Here is a 16918-nt window from a genome sequence, read left to right on the forward strand (position 1 = left end):
CAGACGCCACGACGTTGAACGTGCCGTCGCCGAGTCCGACGAGGAGTGGTGACTTGTTCTTGCCGATATAGAGGCGTTCATTGTCTTCCGAGTCGATCATCGCGATTGCGTACGAGCCATGTAGCTCAGCCAACGTCTTGCGGAACGCCGCCTCGACGTCGCCGAGTTCGACGAAGTTCTTCTCCATCAACTGGACGATGACTTCCGTATCCGTCTCCGAGAGGAACGGGACGTCGAGCGTCGCCTTGATCTGCTCGTCGTTCTCGATGACACCGTTGTGGACGAGCGTGAAGCGGCCCGTCGTGCTCTGGTGCGGGTGGGCGTTCGGTACGCTCGGCACGCCGTGTGTCGCCCAACGTGTGTGGCCGATGCCGATGGCTCCTTCCGCTTCGACCGGTACGATGTCACGAAGTGCGGCGATGCGACCGACTTCTTTGAATACATGGACATCATCACCGACGAGCGCGATTCCGGCTGAGTCGTAGCCTCGATACTCGAGCTTCTCCAACCCTTTTAATAAAATCTCTTTCGTTCCGACTTGACCAATCATTCCTACAATTCCACACATAACAATTCTCCTCATCGATTCGATTTCTCGAAAAAGGAAACGGGCTTTTTAGAGTGCTGTCAACGTGTTCCTCGTTGTCCGTCCGGTCACCCGAACGTTTTAAAAGAACACTTGTAGTCGTGACAGGCGACTAGGAGGCATCCGCCGAAAACTCGATAACCCCCAACCTCGTCAACTCCGAAGAGTTCTGGCGCTTTTCCCTTCATAGCTGGCCGTTTCTCCAGATACCCTTTCATGTTAGCCGGTCTCGATTGAATCCGAAAGTGTTTATGTCACAACAAAATCCGATACTTTTTTACTGTTCATGTAAAAGTCACCACTTTCACTAAAAAGCTACTTTTTTGAACAGGCTTGTCCCGACGAGCTCGTTCGGGCATGATGAAAGTATCTATTAGATGGAGTGGAGGAATGGCTATGAATATCGTCTTTCTCGTCATCGGGATCATCTTATCGACCGCGTCCAAATGGCTGCAAATCGAAGGACAGAGCGAGATTGGAGATTTCCTCGTGTTTCCGGCCGCTTCCTTCTTGGCACTCGCGCTTATGTTCAGCTTCCCTTTCTTTAAAGAATGGTGGGATGACCCGTCGCTTCGCCCGAAAGCGTATCGCTTTGCCGGACTTGCTGCCGGCGGCGTCTTGTCCTTTCAGCTCTTCGCGTGGCTCCTGTTCGGTCAAGGTGAGTGGATCGGAAGTATGTTCTTAATCCCGTTCCTCATCTGTCTCTACTTCATCATCCGCACGTTCAAATAAAATGGGGAGCGCTCAAGCGCTGCCCCATTTTTGTTCTTCTCTCAGCTCTATTTCGGTGACGTAGTTGTGATCAAGGTGGACCATATGCCGCTCATACCATTTACCGATTGGAATCGAGAAGAGGAATGAGGCTGCCCCAATCAGAAAGAACGTTTGTAGTGAGATAAGATGAGTGAGCGCAGCATAAACCCATAATAAAATGAATGGATACACGAGTAGTCCGCTCATCGAATTGAAGTGGATAAGTCGTCTTGCCTCGCGAGCGACCAGATACTTCTTTTTAATCATCTCGCGGCGCCATGACTTATAAAAGTCTGGTAGGCCCGCCGCCGCCCCGATGAAGAAAACCGTCACCGAGGAAATCCAGTCATATTCGACTAGGAAAAACAAAACCATGACACCGACAAAAGACAAGAGAACGACGGACATCTTTTGCGCGCCGTCAAACGCTATCAGTTCACGCATTTGGCTGCGCTTATCCATGTTCTTGTTCCTGCTCAATCTCACGGGTTTCCCGAATCAGCTTTAAGTCTTTCTCCGTCAAATAATGATCGTCCTCTTTCTGAATGATGCGATCGAGCCACCTTCCAAAGAAAGCTGCGCTCCAAAACACGGCTTGCCACAACAGGAACGACTGAAATGACTGTGGTTCCGAGTTTTGATTGAAGACGATCAAACCGTAATAACATAATCCCAAATAGCCGATTAAAAAAGCTATGAAACGCAAGGTCAGAAGCTGTCGCGCCTTGCGTCGCTTCACAAATCGGAGCCACATTCGGTACCCGGCCGCTTCCGTGACAAGGACGAGCGTGGCGATTACTGACAAGAACACGGTGAACAATGAATCGCTCGCTTCCCAATAGGACGCATAAATGAGCATCCCGATGACTGCCGAAACACCGATTGTACCAACGCCCCAACTTCTCCATTTCTCGAAACGAAGAATATGATCCACTTGTTGTCTTGATTGTGTTGACAGTTCCATTCAACTCATCCTTTCCATCACTTCATCATAAGTCGGCATCGTCGGATCGCACGCGTTGATTTTTCGCTGAATGAACCGACTCCTTGCCGTATCCGTCATTGACCAGGTAGCTAAGACGACTCCAAGCAACAATCCAACCGACTCTACCGTTAACAACGTCGCGAAAAAGGTGAACAAGAGGATGGACCCGATCCAATCGACGCCCATTTTTAATTTCAATAAACGGTGGACGTCACCGCGGTTCGAAATGTGACGCATGATGCGGTATTGGCGATAACTCATATACATGGTTAAGACGGCTACAAAAAACATGAGCAGAATCAACCAGTCCTTGTTCACAATCAACGCGGCAATCAGTGCCATCACATAAGTAATCCAGATTGGTATCGCGAGCTTATGCATCCGTTGTACCCAACGTATCTCTTGTTGCAATTGTTGTTCCATCCGCTCACCCCCGAATCTATTTATATGTAGGATGCCACACATCATCCTGTTTCAATCGCTTATCAATTCGCAACGTCGACAATCTCATACATGAGTTGTAGGAATAAACGAAACCATGCTCGTTCTTATTCGATTCGTTCATTCATCTCTTCCACCGTCCCTTCTCTGATCGCTCTACAACGGGACACGTTCACCCAACTGCTTCTGGAACGATTGGCCGAACACTACCCAGAGGAGCAGTACAATGAAGATCGTCAAACTGTCATATTGCAAGAAGAGGAGCGCTGCGGTTATTGAAATGAGAATCGTCGTGTTCACCAAATCATATACGAGATCCCATTGAAGCAATCGCACTGAATCACGTTCGCTTATATGCGCACGCCGCATTTGATACGTTTTCACATCCAACACAATCATGGCGATTCCAATCATGACCAATGGGACGGTCAACCATAAATAACTTCCGAAAAAGGATATGGCCAGCGCCATCAATACGAATGCAAGGAAAATATAGCTTATCCGAAGAGGCGACTTCCCCCATGTATTCTCTTCCGTATACCAACGTGTCTCTTTCATTCAACGCACACCCTTTCTTTACCATGCTTGCCTTCCTTATACGTGGTCATTCACCTCATTGTTTCATATTTTCCAAATATTCTCGCAATAAATCGTTCGACGTTTTTCAACAATTGCCGAAGGATTGTCCGACATCCACTGACCTTTTCTGATATACTGATAGCGTATTCATACCTATAAATTTTTATGTGAAAGGTGCAGACCCTGATGGCTCCAAAGTATAAACAAGTTGCCGAACAAATTGAGACGGACATTATGAATCACGTCTATCAACATACGAACAAGCTCCTCACCGAGGACGAGTACGCCACGAAATATGGCGTCAGCCGCAATACGGTCCGGAAAGCGATTGAGATTCTCGTCAACAAAGGTTACGTCTATCAAGTCCAAGGGAGCGGCGTCTTCGTCCGTGACCATTACATGAGCGATTACGTGAACCTTGAGAAGTTGCAAGGTCTCACGAGCGACTTCAGTGGACGGAAAGTCGAGACGCAAGTCCTTGCTTTCGAATTGACGACAGCGAACGAGGAAGTCGCCGAACGGATGAAGTGCAACGTCGGGACGCCTGTCTACTACGTCAAACGTCTCCGGCTCGTCGACGACCATCCGTTCTCGGTCGAGGACTCGTATTTCCGAAAAGACCTCGTCGTCTATCTCGACCGGAACATCACTGAGAAGTCGATCTACAACTACTTCCGCAACGACCAAAAGCTCGCCATCGGTTTTGCCGACCGTGTCATTTACGCCGACTTTTTGAACGCGGAAGACGCGGCACTGCTTGAACTGAAAGAGAACGACCCGGCCCTTCTCGTCGACAACACCGTCTATTTGACGAACGGTCAAATCTTCGACGTATCGCGCTCGACACATCATTTCCGGCATGTTAAGATGCTCAAAGTCTCTAACATCAAGTCCTAAACGCACTCGAGAGATTGTTCTCGCGTGCGTTTTTTTATGTTCACATTTCGGACGAAAAGAAAGGTTTTATATGTAAGCGGTATCGTGCTACTATCAACTTGTAGAATTTGTACCTATGAATTTTGGTTATCCATACAAAAATGAGAGATACTATGGTTTTTGAAACAATCGAAATTACTCCCGAAGATATTTTCGGTTTAATCGCTCTTTCAGGCGACGCCAAAGCGAGCTACCATCACGCGATGCTGTTGATGCAAGAAGGAAAAGCAGATGAAGCGGCTGAAGCAGTAAAAGCTGGTGACGCGACGTTGAAAGAAGCACACGCCATCCAGACGAAATTCGTCACACTCGAGGCACAAGGCAAAACGGCTACGGTCGGCGTTCTCATGGTGCACGCACAAGATCACTTGATGAACACCATCCTTGTTAAAGAGATGCTCGGCTATATGATGAACATGCAAAACGAAATCAACCAATTGAAAGGAATGGATCAAAAATGATGAAAATCGGACTCTTCTGCGCAGCAGGTATGTCAACAAGTATGTTAGTCGAAAAGATGAAAGCAATTGCCGAGCGTACGTTCACAGAAGTCGTCTATGACGTGCTTCAAGCACCACTTCAAAACTTGACCGACACACTTGCCGAAGCCGTTATCATCATGGTGCTCATGTCAGTCATGTGGTGGTGTGGAATTCATGGTGCTGCCATCCTCATGGGGATTATGGGACCACTTCTTACAGCAAACGCGCTTCAAAACCAAGCAATCCTTGATTCAGGTGAAACACTCGTTGCCGGTGAGAAGGCGAAAATCGTTACAATTCAGTTCCTCGACGTCTTCACGAAGCTCGGTGGATCAGGAATCACCATCGGTTTCATCATCGCGACACTCATCGTCGCCCGTTCGGCTCACTTGAAACAACTCGGTAAGCTCTCGCTTGCACCAAGTCTCTTCAACATCAACGAGCCGGTCATCTTCGGGATGCCGATCGTGTTCAACCCGATCATGTTCGTACCGTTCGTCATCGTTCCTGCCATCGCCTCGTTCATGGTGTACTTCTCAATCCTTTGGGGCTGGGTCGACCCGTTCAACGCACTTCAAGTGCCTTGGACAACACCACCGGTCATCTCTGGTTTCTTAATCGGCGGATGGCGTGCAGCGCTCTTACAGATCGTCACGATCGCTATGGCCGTAGCCGTCTACCTCCCGTTCGTCCGCATGCAAGACCGCGTGTCGTACGGTGAAGAGTTGAAAGCACAAGAAGAAGCAGACAAAGCGTCAGCCTAAACAAAAAAGACAGCCCTTCTCAGCGATGAGAAGGGCTGTTATATTTAGGGGAAACAAGTAAGAAAGTGGACAATCGTGGAATGAGGGAGGCTTATATGACGAGAAAGATATGGCAATGGATCGCGTTTGCTATCGTTATTTTGCCTACGTCCGGTTTATCAATTGCGCTAATCAGTGGAATGTATATATCAAGAGACGAAATGAGAGATTTCTTGCTTATCTTTTATGTAATCTCAATTGTCCTAATCTTGCTTTCACTTTTCTTACCAAAGAAAGGAACCACTTGAATTGAAAAACCACACCCCTAGCTTCATGATCTTATCAAGCGCAGCGCTCGCGTTCGGACTTGGGTTCAAGTCTATCTTCCCTTATGCGATGCTGATCGGCGCTGGCCTACATACGATTTTCTTACTGTGCGCTGCCTACTCGTTAGGCAAATACCGGGCCAATAAATCACAACTCGATTCGTAACGCCATGACACTTACTGTCACGGCGTTTTTTCATCTGTTTCGTCTTATTACAAATCACTCTCACGTTCCCGGATCGGAAATTCAGCTGCGATGTCCCGCAAGCCTTTTAGGAAGTGTTCCACGTTCGCAACGGACGTCCCAAATTCAAAATCGAGCTCTTCTGCCTCGTCCCCGAGCGGGTGCTCCAGATGGCCTCGCACGTCCACTTCGTCCCCATCGCCGTCTCTCCTCGTCATCGTCAAGCGGATATAGGGTTCTGTCGGTTCGAACTCGACCTGTTGCACGTCACCCGCTACGAACGACTCGAATACCGGTATGTAGTGAGCGACGAGCAGACTGTCGAGCATGATGTCATCGAACGTGATGCGGTGCTCCGGCGCGTGGAAGCCGACCCAGTTTCGATGCCATGCCGCATCATGGCTGTTGTCGGCGTCAGGATAGGCGTAGGCATAACTTTCAATCGATAGGTCGGTCATTCCGTCATACGACACTAACTTCGATAGCGCCATCGTCAACCGTCCTTCCTTAACGAATAGCCGTCAATTTCCAAGAGCCGCATCCGCTTCTGATCAACGGCTGCATGGACAATGACCGTCACGCCTGGATTGAGTTCCATCATCTTTTTGATTTTCGTCAAGTCGTCGCCTTTAATCTCGACCGGCAAGACGAACTCACCTTCCTTCAAGTGGATGAACTTGATCTTGCCTTTATCGTCATAGCCTGTCACTTCGTACGTCGCATACTCGCGTTTCATCAACATCTCCCCTTCTTCCGAATCAATCCCCACACCGAGATCACGAATTTCCCGTTCCCGTTCAATCCGTTTGTCTCGTTCAATCAGTCCTCTCACGCCTAAAAAGGAAGAGAACAAGACAAAAAAAGATCACGAGGACGTTAAAATAGACGAACCCATAGAGCAACCCGTACACAAACCAGCACAGCAACGACATCATCATGAGCGTGGTCGTCTTACCCTGTTCCCGCTCTTGATCCGTTCTATGGTGTGACGCCATCGTCCGTCCTCCTCTCCCTACTTCATACGTTCCCTGCTTGAATCGATTCCACACAAAAAATCCATCCCTGTAGCGGCAGGGATGGATCCATCTTACGCCTCGACGCTATCCGCGTGTTTGGCTTTGTGGTCGCCGATGACGCCGGCGTACCATTTCGCGCTGTCTTTCCAGACGCGCTCTTGCGTGTCGAAGTCGATGTAAAGGATGCCGAAGCGTTTCTCGTAACCGAAGCTCCATTCGAAGTTGTCCATGAGCGACCAGAGATAATATCCGGCAATGTTCATGCCTTCGTCGTTCAAGTCGGATACGGCTGTGAGGTGCTGTTTAACGTAGTCGATGCGTTTCACGTCATGGACTTCGCCGTTCTCAAGCGCGTCGTCGTAAGCCGCGCCGTTCTCTGTGATGATGATTGGAAGGTCTGTGTACTCGTTACGTAAGCGACGGATCAGGTCTTTGAATTCGTTCGGGGCGATATCCCAGCCCATGCCCGTCTTGTCGTAATCGGAGTACGCAGCCACCGTCATGAAGTCGTTCGCCGCGCTGAACTCAACGAGTCCGCGGCTGTAGAAGTTGATGCCGAAGAAGTCGCACTCTGTCGAGATTGTCTCCATGTCACCTGGTTTGATGAAATCGTACGTATGAACGTATTTCGCGAACAAGTTCATCATGTCGACCGGATACTGACCTTTGAATACTGGGTCGAGGAACCAGCGATTCGAGTAGCCGTCCGAGTTGTTTTGCGCGAGTCGGTCGTTCACCGAGTCCGTTTTGGCGTAGACCGGTGACAAGTTGAGCGTGATGCCGATTGGCGTCGTCGACTTCAACTCTTGTTTCAATAGTTCGACCGCTTTCCCGTGCGAGAGAAGCATATGGTGCACGGCGCGAACCGCTTCGTTCATATCGCGATGTCCCGGTGCGTGCACACCGAGATGGTAGCCGAGGAATCCAGCACACCATGGCTCGTTGTGCGTGATCCACGAGTCGACGATCCCGTCGAGCTCATCGAAACATACTTTGGCGTAGTCGAGGAACCAGTCGACCGAGTCGCGGTTCACCCAGCCACCTTCTTCATGTGCCCACATCGGGAGATCCCAATGGTAAAGCGTGACGGCCGGCTTGATGCCTTCCTCACGGAGGCGTGTCGCGAGCGTCTTGTAGAACGCCATCCCAGCCGGGTTGAACTCGCCCTTGGCCGGGAAGATGCGAGGCCATGCGATCGAGAAGCGATACGTGTCGACACCGAGCTGTTTGATGTGCTGGATGTCTTCCTCGAAGCGATGATAGTGGTCACAAGCGACGTCACCGTTATGCTTCTCGAACACGCGTCCGTCGATGTCACAGAACATGTCCCAGATCGACGGGGTGCGACCGTCTTCGTTATGCGCGCCTTCAATCTGATACGACGAAGTCGCGGTCCCGAAGACGAAGTCTTTATTGAATTGCATAGTGTGTTCCTCTTTTCTCTATTATTCTTTGACCGCACCAGCCGAGATACTGCTGACGATGTATTTCGACAAGAACAAGAAGGCGATCATAATCGGCACGACTGAAATGGCGATACCGAGGTAAAGGGCACCGAGGTTCTCGGCGACTTGCGATCCTTTCAAGAAGCCCATCAGGACCGGCAACGTGTACTTCTCTGGAGAGAACAAGAGCACGAGCGGCATCAAGTAGTTGTTCCATGAGCCGATGAACGTGAAGATCGACATCGTCGCGACGGCCGGCATCATCATCGGAAGCGCAATCGTATGGAAGATGCGCAGTTCGCTCGCGCCATCAATCCGGGCCGCTTCAATCATACTGACGTGCAGCGTCGCTTGTGTGTACTGGCGGATGAAGAAGACGACGAACGGACTGGCGATCGACGGGATGATGAGCGGGATGAACGAGTCGAGAATACCGAGCGTCTTCGAAATCTCGTAGAACCCGATGAGTCCAAGTTGCCCTGGAACCATCATCATGACGAGCATGAAGATGAACATCACGTTTTTTCCTTTAAAGTTATAGAACGCAAAGCCGAAAGCCGTCATCGCTGAGAAGTAACCCGAGAGCAACGTCACGAGTACGGCGACGATCAAGCTGTTTTTGAATCCTGTCCAGATGTTGATGTAGTCGCTCAAAATCGCATAGTTTTCGACGAGCGCCGATCCAGGGATGAGCGAGAACCCGGTCATGATTTCTCCGTTCGTCCGTGTCGCGTTGACAAGCATCATGAGGAACGGGATGAAACAAATAATCGTCAAGATAATCAAACCCGTGTAAATCAAGCCACGGCTGAACCATTTCTTTTTCGGTTTATTGCTTGGCGGCAGCACACGAAGCGGTTTCTCTTCGCGTGGCGGCTGAACTTCGCTGTCGGCGAGCATACGCCGTGATTCTGCATTTTGTTCCATTGGTTATGCTCCCTTCTGCGCAGCGCGTTCTTTACGGAACATACCTTTGAAGACGATCGCCGAGAAGACGAGCGTGATCAAGAACAAGCCGTAAGCGACCGCTGATGCATAGCCATAGTTGTTATACTTGAACGCTTGGTTGTAAAGATAAAGCACCATCGTGTTCAGTGCCCCGTCTGGCGCACCGACCCCGTCCGTTATGAGGAGCGGGAGGTCGAACAATTGAAGACCACCGATGAGTGACGTGATCATGATGTACAAGAGAATCGGTTTAAGCAGTGGCACCGTGACGTTCGTGAACATCTGCCAACGGTTCGCGCCATCGATATGGGCGGCTTCGAAGAAGTCTTGCGAGATCCCCGATACACCGGCCATGACGATGATGAACGAGTGACCGAACCACATCCATGTCAAAATGAGTGAGACGGACAGTTGTGCCGTCACCGGTTGCGATAACCAATTGATTGGGTCAGAGATGATACCGAGTTTCAAGAGCATCATGTTGAGTGATCCATGCTGCCAGTCGAGCAAGATTCCGAACAAGAGCGCGACCGAACTGATCGTAATCAAGTTAGGAAGATAGAAGAATGAACGGAAGAACGCGAGGCCCTTCAGCTTCAAACGTAAATCTGAGAACAAGAGCGCGAGAGCCAGTGCGAGACCGATTTGCAAGACGAAGTTTATTCCCCAAATCTTGATCGTATTGACGAACGCCTCGATGAAGTATGTGTCTGTCAACAGGCGCGCGTAGTTCGCAAAGCCGACGACCTCTTCTCCTTGGCTGCCGGTATAGTTGGTGAAACTGTAGTAGAGGGTCAAGAAGACCGGGTAGATACTGAATGTCAAAAAGACGACCCAAAATGGGGCAATAAACGCATAGCCGTAACGGTCTAGTTTTTTCACGTCGTGTTACTCCTTCCATAGCAACCCTTAAGGGGGGGAAATCCCCCCATGGGTTAGCTTGCTTCAGTCAACTGTAATGTCTGGGTAAGCGTTCTTCGCTTGTTTTTTGAACTCTTCGATTGCTTCTTCTTTCGACTTCTTGCCTTCTACATATTGAAGAACTGAAGCGCCGTAGAGTGTGTCAAGCTGTTGGTCGTACTTCGTGACGATACCAGGCGTGATCTTGTCCGCTTGGTCGAGGAAGAAATCGTAGTTGTTCTGTCCGCCGAGGAACTCATCGCTGAAGTCGGCTTTGATTTTGTCGGTAACCGGTTTGTAAGCGAGCACGTCGCCTGTCTCTTCAGCCCAGCCAGTCAAGAACTCTTCGTCTTGCGTCATGAGTTTGACGAAATCGTAAGCAGCTTCTTTGTTTTTCGATCCTTCGTAAACGCCGAGCCATGTGCCGCCCCAGAAGTATGGGCTAGGACCGTTCGTGACTGCCCAGTCACCGGCTGTGTCTTTCGCGCTGTCTTTCAAGACGCTGTGGAGGCCCCATGTTGGAAGAACGTAAGAGAAAACCTGTGTTTCAACTTCTTTGCCGCCTTCTTTAACTTTGATCGGTTTTGACATGCCTTCGAACCATGATGGTGACCATTCTGGAGCGAGGGCCGTGTATTGTTTCTCACGAAGCTCCTTCGCATAATCCATGTAGTCGATTTTGTCTTGTGTCAAGACGAGCTCGTTTTTGTCGTTTACCCATGCTTCAGGATTCGCACCTTGTGAGAACCAACGGATCGCGCCTTCATCTGGGAACATGCGATAGCCTTTTTGTTTCATCTTCTCAGCAACCTCGAAGACGCCGTCCATCGAGCTCATCATGTTGCCGATTTCGGTCGGGTCATCCGTGCCGAGGACTTCTTTCGCTAGGCTACGTTTGTAGTAGACGCCACCTGGAGTCGTTTGCCATGAAAGGGCGCGCACGTTGCCGTCTTTGTCTTTCCCGAGGTCGAAGACGTAAGGGATATAGTCGTCCGAGATTTCATTGACGTTGTACGGCTCGTCGGAGAGGTTTTCCCAATAGCCTGCATCAACCCATTGCTTGAGGAACGCAATCTCGCCTGTGAAGACGTCTGGTGCTCCAACACCGCTTTCAAGAGCTGGTTTGAGTTTTGTCGGGTAGTCGGCGATTGGAACGATTGTCAATTCGACTTTGACGCCATTCTTCTCTTCGTATGTTTTGATTGGCTCTTTGAGCTCATCCGTGAACGACCAAACTTTGAGGACGTCATCTTTAGACCCTGACTCAGAACCTGAAGTTCCTTCGTCGTTTGAGCATGCGCCCAAGACGCCGACCGATAGAGCTCCGATTGAAAGTAAGCTGACTAATTTTTTACGCATGTGTGAACCCATCCTTTTAAGTGTTTTTAGAAAGCGTTTGCAAGAAGAGGTAATAATTTGTCGAAAGCGCTTTCGTAAATGCCGAAATAAAATATCGAAAGCGGTTTCGATTTTGGGGTGAATGATTTTCGAAATCGCTCTCTTCTCTCCATTCCGCTGAAGCGAACAGAGCGACTTCGAAAGATCATCGTGACTTGTTTACGTTTTGACCGGTGCGCAAGACGCCCGTTCAATCAACCGAACTGGGATGACGCGGCGTTCAGTCCGACGTTCTTTGGCTGTCATCTGCTCGATGAGCAGTTCAGCCGCCGCCTCTCCGATTTCGTCCGTATCTTGTCGGATTGTCGTCAGTTTCGGCGTGATGTACTTGATCATCTCGATGTCGTCATAGCCGATGATCGAGATGTCTTCCGGGACACGGAGACCGTGTTCATGGACGGCTTCGATGGCCCCGATGGCCATTTGATCGCCTGCGACGAAGACTGCGGTCGGCGGTGACTCAAGCTGTAATAACTTCTCCATCGCCTGTTTACCTTCTTCGACCGAGAAGAACCCGGCGTTGACCAAGTAACCTGGTTGAATCGGCAAGTCGAGCTCCTTCATGGCGAGCTTATACCCTTTCACCCGGGCCGCACCGGCATCAATCGACGAGTCTCCGGCGATATGTGCGATGTGGCGATGGCCTAACTCATGCAAGTAGTTCACAGCAAGGCGGGCACCTTCCGTATTATCCGAATAGACGACGCTGCAGTTGGCGCTGTCCATGTCGACCACGACGATCGGGATATCGCTTTGCATGAGCTCTTGGACTTGTTCGTCCATCCGGTCCGAACAGATGACGACGATGCCGTCGACTGCTCGATGTTTGAAGTGTTCGAGATAACTCATGTCACGGTTGCGGAGGTTTCGCGAGGCAAAGATCAAATCGTAGCCGTATTCCTCGGTCGCGTGACGGAAACTTTCAATAATTCCATTAAAAAATGGATGCTTCATTCCGACTTCATTCGCTTCTGAGAACATGACCCCGATCGCCCACGATTTTTTCGTCGATAACGACTGGGCGTGCGCGTTCGGTAGATAGTCCATCTCAGCCGCAGCTTTTAAAATTTTGGCCCTCGTCTTTTCGCTGACGTCCTTATAGTTGTTCAATGCTTTAGAGACCGTCGTAATCGAAAAGCCGGTTTTTTTAGCTAAATCATAAATCGTGCCCATGTCATTCTCCTCTTCCCGAAAGCGCTTTCGGTAATTTGATTGTAGCGCATGAATTTGTAGGAATCAATTCTTTTTCGGGGAATATTTTGAGATTTATTTTTGTGACGTGTTTCTTCTATATTAACGGATAAAATCATTTTTTGTCGTTAGTGTGTCCGTGTATACAACCAAACGAGATTCGTGAACTTTTGAACCTCCGTCTCCCCCGTCACACCTTTAAACAAGCGTTGAAATGGCTTGAGCAATTGTTCAAGGACGATTTTCCGGAGCCGCTCTTGATGGAGCTCGTACGTGATTGCCTCAAACAAATCCGCTTGTTCCTCGGTCATCTTGACGTGCGCGCAAATTCGTTCGCCCATCTCGATCAACTCGTCTTTCGTGACGAGGTTCTTATCCGTCGTCCCTCGCATTTGATCGACCGTGACCGGGTTCAAGATATGTTCGCCGGTGTCGACCATACGCGCCGCCATCAACTCGATGTAGGCGTACAAATTACGAATCAATCGCTGAATCGAGTAGGCCGTGTTCGTGATGCGGAGTGTGAACAGGATATGTTGCAACATCCCGTTGAAGAGTACTGTCAACTCGACCGAATACGGGCGAATCGCTTCCCCGATAATTTCGGTCAGGCGCATGGCGAGCCACTCGATCTCATAGACGCGGTGTTGTAGGACGAGCTTTTTCAATTCAGGTTCATTCGCTGACATGATCGACTCGAACAAGGCATGGAGATTCCGCTCCTCGTTCAGTTGAATGAGAATCGAAATCTGCTCGATAAAGACGTCCTTGTCGCGTTTGTCACGTCCCATCTGCATCTCAATCCGGCGCTGTCCAGCGTCATAGCGCAAGTTTTCGAGAATGTTGGCGACACAGTCCGTCTTCGAGGCGAAGTAGTTATAGAACGTGCCTTTTGAAATGTTGGCCCGTTCGATGATTTCTTGGACCGACGTCTGCTGCACTCCGTTCTCAATGAACAAAGCCATAGCGACGTCAGCAACTTTTCGTTTCTTATCCTTCATATACTGATTGCTCCGTTCTGTCTGGTTTCTGGCTTAAGTATACCATTTTGAACCAACAGTACAAAATGGTTGATTTATTTGTACGTCGGGTATAAAATCGTGACATCGACACTTACTAGTATATAACTATTCAGAACATAAAGGAGCAACTCGTATGAAACCAGAATTCCAAAAGAAACCGCCGTATCTCATGCTCGCGGTCCTCTTTGTCGGGGCGTTCATCGCCTTCTTGAACAACTCTTTACTTAACGTCGCGCTCCCATCAATCATGGTCGATTTGGAGATTGCTGACTACTCGACCGTCCAATGGCTCGCGACCGGCTTCATGCTCGTGACGGGCGTGCTCGTTCCAGCATCGGCCTACTTGATCACCCGATTCTCGAACCGTGGTCTCTTCATCACGTCGATGGCGATTTTTGCGCTCGGGACGGCCATCGCCGCCTTCTCTCCGAACTTCGGTGTCTTACTCGCCGGTCGGATGATTCAAGCGGTCGGTGCCTCGACGATGGGACCGCTCTTGATGAACGTCATGCTCGTCAGTTTCCCGCGTGAAAAACGCGGAACGGCGATGGGGATTTTCGGTCTCGTCATGATTTCAGCACCAGCGATCGGACCTACGCTTTCAGGTTACATCGTCGAATACTACGACTGGCGCGTCTTGTTCGAGATGATTCTCCCGCTCGCCCTCATCGGTCTCGGTCTCGCCATTTGGAAAGCTGAGAACGTCATGGTCCAAAATAAAGAGCAATCGCTCGACTATTTGTCACTCGTCTTATCGACGCTCGGATTTGGTGGCGTCTTGTACGGTGTCAGCTCGGCGAGTTCAGACGGCTGGGATAACCCAATCGTCTTGACGACGATGATCGTCGGGTTCGTCGCGTTGATCGCCTTCGTCATCCGTCAGCTCAACATGGAGAAACCGCTCCTCGACTTACGGGCATACAAATACCCGATGTTCGCGCTTGCTTCGATTATCGCAATCGTCAACGCCGTCGCCATGTTCTCCGGGATGATTTTGACACCGGCCTACGTCCAAAGCGTCCGTGGCATCTCGCCGCTCGACTCGGGGCTCATGTTGCTACCAGGTGCCATCATCATGGGGATTATGTCCCCGATCACAGGGAAACTGTTCGATAAGTTCGGACCGAAGTTGCTCTCAATCACAGGTCTCACCATCACTGCAATCTCAACGTACATGCTTGCCAACGTCCAACTCGATTCGACATATACGTACATCGTGACGACGTATACGCTTCGCATGTTCGGGATGTCGATGGTCATGATGCCGATCATGACTAACGGTCTCAACCAGTTGCCGACGAGCCTTAACCCGCACGGAACGGCCATCAACAACACGGCCCAACAAGTATCCGGTGCGATCGGGACAGCAGTCCTCGTCACAATCATGAACTCGGTCACGAAAACAAAGGCCGAGTCGCTCATGACCGGCGTCGACCCAGCGACACTCACCGAGAGTGCGATGGGCGCGTTGACACAACAAGCGTTGCTGTCAGGGATCCAGTATTCGTTCTACGTCGCTCTTGGCATGAACATTTTGGCGCTCATCTTAGCGTTCTTTGTGAAGCGGGTTGATGTTAAGAAATTTGACGATAAAGCGGAAACCGCTGAAGAGTTGAAACAAGCAAATTAATGATGAAAAGCCGTTCTGAATACTAAGTTCAGAGCGGCTTTTTTTATTTCCGTTTCAATCCAATCACCTACAAAAGCTATAATACAAGGCCGATAACAAGCAGTCTTTTTTGTTGATATCTCAATCCATTCAATCATGTAGAGTGCGATAGCCAAGGAGGTGTTGCCTAATGCATAGAGGGGAAATTTCAATCCAAGCACTCACGTAGAGTGCGATGTCGATACGGTCGATGTTGTCCTTCGCATTCTCATTTCAATCCACACACTCACGAAGAGTGCGATCGGTGCACATGCTCTTCACATGGATTAACGCCGATTTCAATCCACGCACTCACGAAGAGTGCGATTACATCCCGAAACCCTTCGACGTTCGCCAAGCGATATTTCAATCCACGCACTCACGAAGAGTGCGATCCTCGCGGATGAGCTTGTCGGTGAAGGCGCGGGAATTTCAATCCACGCACTCACGAAGAGTGCGATTCGACCGTCGGGCGTTGACTATCTATATAAAGCCATTTCAATCCACGCACTCACGAAGAGTGCGATGTCGCTTGTGTGAATAACGCGGCACGCTGTTGCGGTATTTCAATCCACGCACTCACGAAGAGTGCGATAACTTGTCTCGGATTCATCAGCTAAACCCCTTCCATTTCAATCCACGCACTCACGAAGAGTGCGATAGCACCTTCTCGCGGACCTTGTCGCTGTATTCGAGATTTCAATCCACGCACTCACGAAGAGTGCGATTAATATCGGACAGGTCAAGACAGTCGCCCATTTCATTTCAATCCACGCACTCACGAAGAGTGCGATAAAAATCGAACGCAATTGATATTTATAATACGACATTTCAATCCACGCACTCACGAAGAGTGCGATCTATATAGGGTAACGCTTTTTCAAGCCGTTTAATTTCAATCCACGCACTCACGAAGAGTGCGATACCGATGACCATCGAAAACTTGAAGATGCAGGCGATTTCAATCCACGCACTCACGAAGAGTGCGATCGCCACGACCTCGTTTTTGACCATCTCCTCGGATATTTCAATCCACGCACTCACGAAGAGTGCGATAGGTGACGATTAAGGACGCGGCAGAGGCGTTTCGATTTCAATCCACGCACTCACGAAGAGTGCGATAAGTTCACGGATTTGGTAGACGAGTGTTTCCTCCTATTTCAATCCACGCACTCACGAAGAGTGCGATAATCAATTATTTCAACACCTAAAAACAAGGGAGAATTTCAATCCACGCACTCACGAAGAGTGCGATGGCGGCGCTCGATTGGTTGAGCGTGGTACGGGAGATTTCAATCCACGCACTCACGAAGAGTGCGATGCGATCCCGATGCG

Annotated in this window: 18 protein-coding genes, 1 pseudogene and 1 CRISPR repeat array; of the genes and pseudogenes, 6 read left to right on the top strand and 13 right to left on the bottom strand. The window is 49.8% G+C overall.

From position 1 onward, the window contains the following. Nucleotides 1-568, bottom strand: a pseudogene (locus DPV68_RS08420) (glutamine--fructose-6-phosphate transaminase (isomerizing)); the annotation flags it as partial. A gap of 414 nt (nt 569-982) precedes the next feature. Between DPV68_RS08420 and DPV68_RS08425 the strand changes: the two are divergent. Further along, complete coding sequence (locus DPV68_RS08425; protein WP_114166321.1) at nt 983-1318, top strand: hypothetical protein; 336 nt, start codon at nt 983-985, stop codon at nt 1316-1318. A 12-nt stretch (nt 1319-1330) separates the two neighbouring features. Here the strand turns inward: DPV68_RS08425 and DPV68_RS08430 are convergent, their stop codons facing one another. The 4 genes from DPV68_RS08430 to DPV68_RS08445 all read right to left on the bottom strand — a co-directional run bounded on the left by DPV68_RS08430 (nt 1331) and on the right by DPV68_RS08445 (nt 3323). Further along, nucleotides 1331-1801, bottom strand: coding sequence for a hypothetical protein (locus DPV68_RS08430; protein WP_114166322.1), 471 nt, complete (start codon nt 1799-1801; stop codon nt 1331-1333). Beyond that, nucleotides 1794-2303, bottom strand: coding sequence for a hypothetical protein (locus DPV68_RS08435; protein ID WP_114166323.1), 510 nt, complete (start codon nt 2301-2303; stop codon nt 1794-1796). Before DPV68_RS08435 ends, DPV68_RS08430 begins: the two co-directional genes overlap by 8 nt. Beyond that, nucleotides 2304-2747, bottom strand: a complete 444-nt coding sequence (locus tag DPV68_RS08440) for a hypothetical protein (RefSeq protein ID WP_114166324.1) — start codon at nt 2745-2747, stop codon at nt 2304-2306. 174 nt (nt 2748-2921) lie between these two features. Continuing rightward, nucleotides 2922-3323, bottom strand: a complete 402-nt coding sequence (locus DPV68_RS08445; RefSeq protein ID WP_114166325.1) for a hypothetical protein — start codon at nt 3321-3323, stop codon at nt 2922-2924. A gap of 207 nt (nt 3324-3530) precedes the next feature. Between DPV68_RS08445 and DPV68_RS08450 the strand changes: the two genes are divergently transcribed. From DPV68_RS08450 to DPV68_RS08470, 4 genes are all read left to right on the top strand, one after another. Continuing rightward, on the top strand, nt 3531-4241 hold the full coding sequence (locus DPV68_RS08450; protein ID WP_114166326.1) for a GntR family transcriptional regulator: 711 nt from the start codon (nt 3531-3533) through the stop codon (nt 4239-4241). 152 nt (nt 4242-4393) lie between these two features. Next, nucleotides 4394-4741 (top strand): PTS lactose/cellobiose transporter subunit IIA, encoded by a 348-nt coding sequence (locus DPV68_RS08455; RefSeq protein WP_114166327.1) that lies wholly within the window; start codon nt 4394-4396, stop codon nt 4739-4741. A gap of 56 nt (nt 4742-4797) precedes the next feature. Then, nucleotides 4798-5526, top strand: a complete 729-nt coding sequence (locus DPV68_RS08460; protein WP_232819568.1) for a PTS sugar transporter subunit IIC — start codon at nt 4798-4800, stop codon at nt 5524-5526. 312 nt (nt 5527-5838) lie between these two features. Next, the gene (locus tag DPV68_RS08470) at nt 5839-5997 is read left to right on the top strand and encodes a hypothetical protein (protein ID WP_157964159.1); all 159 of its coding nucleotides are present in this window, start codon (nt 5839-5841) and stop codon (nt 5995-5997) included. 47 nt (nt 5998-6044) lie between these two features. Here the strand turns inward: DPV68_RS08470 and DPV68_RS08475 are convergent, their stop codons facing one another. The 8 genes from DPV68_RS08475 to DPV68_RS08515 form a co-directional block, all read right to left on the bottom strand. Next, on the bottom strand, nt 6045-6506 hold the full coding sequence (locus DPV68_RS08475) for a WapI family immunity protein (RefSeq protein ID WP_114166331.1): 462 nt from the start codon (nt 6504-6506) through the stop codon (nt 6045-6047). Nucleotides 6507-6508: 2 nt separating this feature from the next. After that, entirely contained in the window at nt 6509-6847 is a 339-nt protein-coding gene (locus tag DPV68_RS08480; RefSeq protein ID WP_198662279.1) for a hypothetical protein, read from the bottom strand. A gap of 255 nt (nt 6848-7102) precedes the next feature. Beyond that, complete coding sequence (locus DPV68_RS08490) at nt 7103-8455, bottom strand: GH1 family beta-glucosidase (protein ID WP_114166334.1); 1353 nt, start codon at nt 8453-8455, stop codon at nt 7103-7105. Between the two features lie 21 nt (nt 8456-8476). Further along, nucleotides 8477-9403 carry a carbohydrate ABC transporter permease gene (locus DPV68_RS08495; RefSeq protein WP_198662280.1) on the bottom strand — a complete coding sequence of 309 codons (927 nt, stop codon included), beginning with the start codon at nt 9401-9403 and terminating at the stop codon, nt 8477-8479. A 3-nt stretch (nt 9404-9406) separates the two neighbouring features. Further along, the gene (locus tag DPV68_RS08500) at nt 9407-10306 is read right to left on the bottom strand and encodes a carbohydrate ABC transporter permease (RefSeq protein ID WP_114166335.1); all 900 of its coding nucleotides are present in this window, start codon (nt 10304-10306) and stop codon (nt 9407-9409) included. Between the two features lie 63 nt (nt 10307-10369). Beyond that, nucleotides 10370-11683: an ABC transporter substrate-binding protein gene (locus DPV68_RS08505; RefSeq protein ID WP_232819569.1), complete on the bottom strand. Its 1314-nt coding sequence runs from the start codon at nt 11681-11683 to the stop codon at nt 10370-10372. A 198-nt stretch (nt 11684-11881) separates the two neighbouring features. Then, nucleotides 11882-12895: a LacI family DNA-binding transcriptional regulator gene (locus tag DPV68_RS08510; protein ID WP_114166337.1), complete on the bottom strand. Its 1014-nt coding sequence runs from the start codon at nt 12893-12895 to the stop codon at nt 11882-11884. Nucleotides 12896-13041: 146 nt separating this feature from the next. Then, on the bottom strand, nt 13042-13914 hold the full coding sequence (locus tag DPV68_RS08515; protein WP_114166338.1) for a TetR/AcrR family transcriptional regulator: 873 nt from the start codon (nt 13912-13914) through the stop codon (nt 13042-13044). Between the two features lie 154 nt (nt 13915-14068). On the opposite strand from DPV68_RS08515, the gene DPV68_RS08520 reads away from it, so the two are divergent. Further along, nucleotides 14069-15565, top strand: coding sequence for an MDR family MFS transporter (locus DPV68_RS08520; protein WP_114166339.1), 1497 nt, complete (start codon nt 14069-14071; stop codon nt 15563-15565). A gap of 117 nt (nt 15566-15682) precedes the next feature. Further along, nucleotides 15683-16904: direct repeats of the CRISPR family, unit length 32 nt; unit sequence ATTTCAATCCACGCACTCACGAAGAGTGCGAT. Nucleotides 16905-16918 lie beyond the last annotated feature (14 nt).

Source organism: Exiguobacterium sp. TNDT2 (assembly GCF_003331145.1).
GTDB lineage: Bacteria > Bacillota > Bacilli > Exiguobacteriales > Exiguobacteriaceae > Exiguobacterium.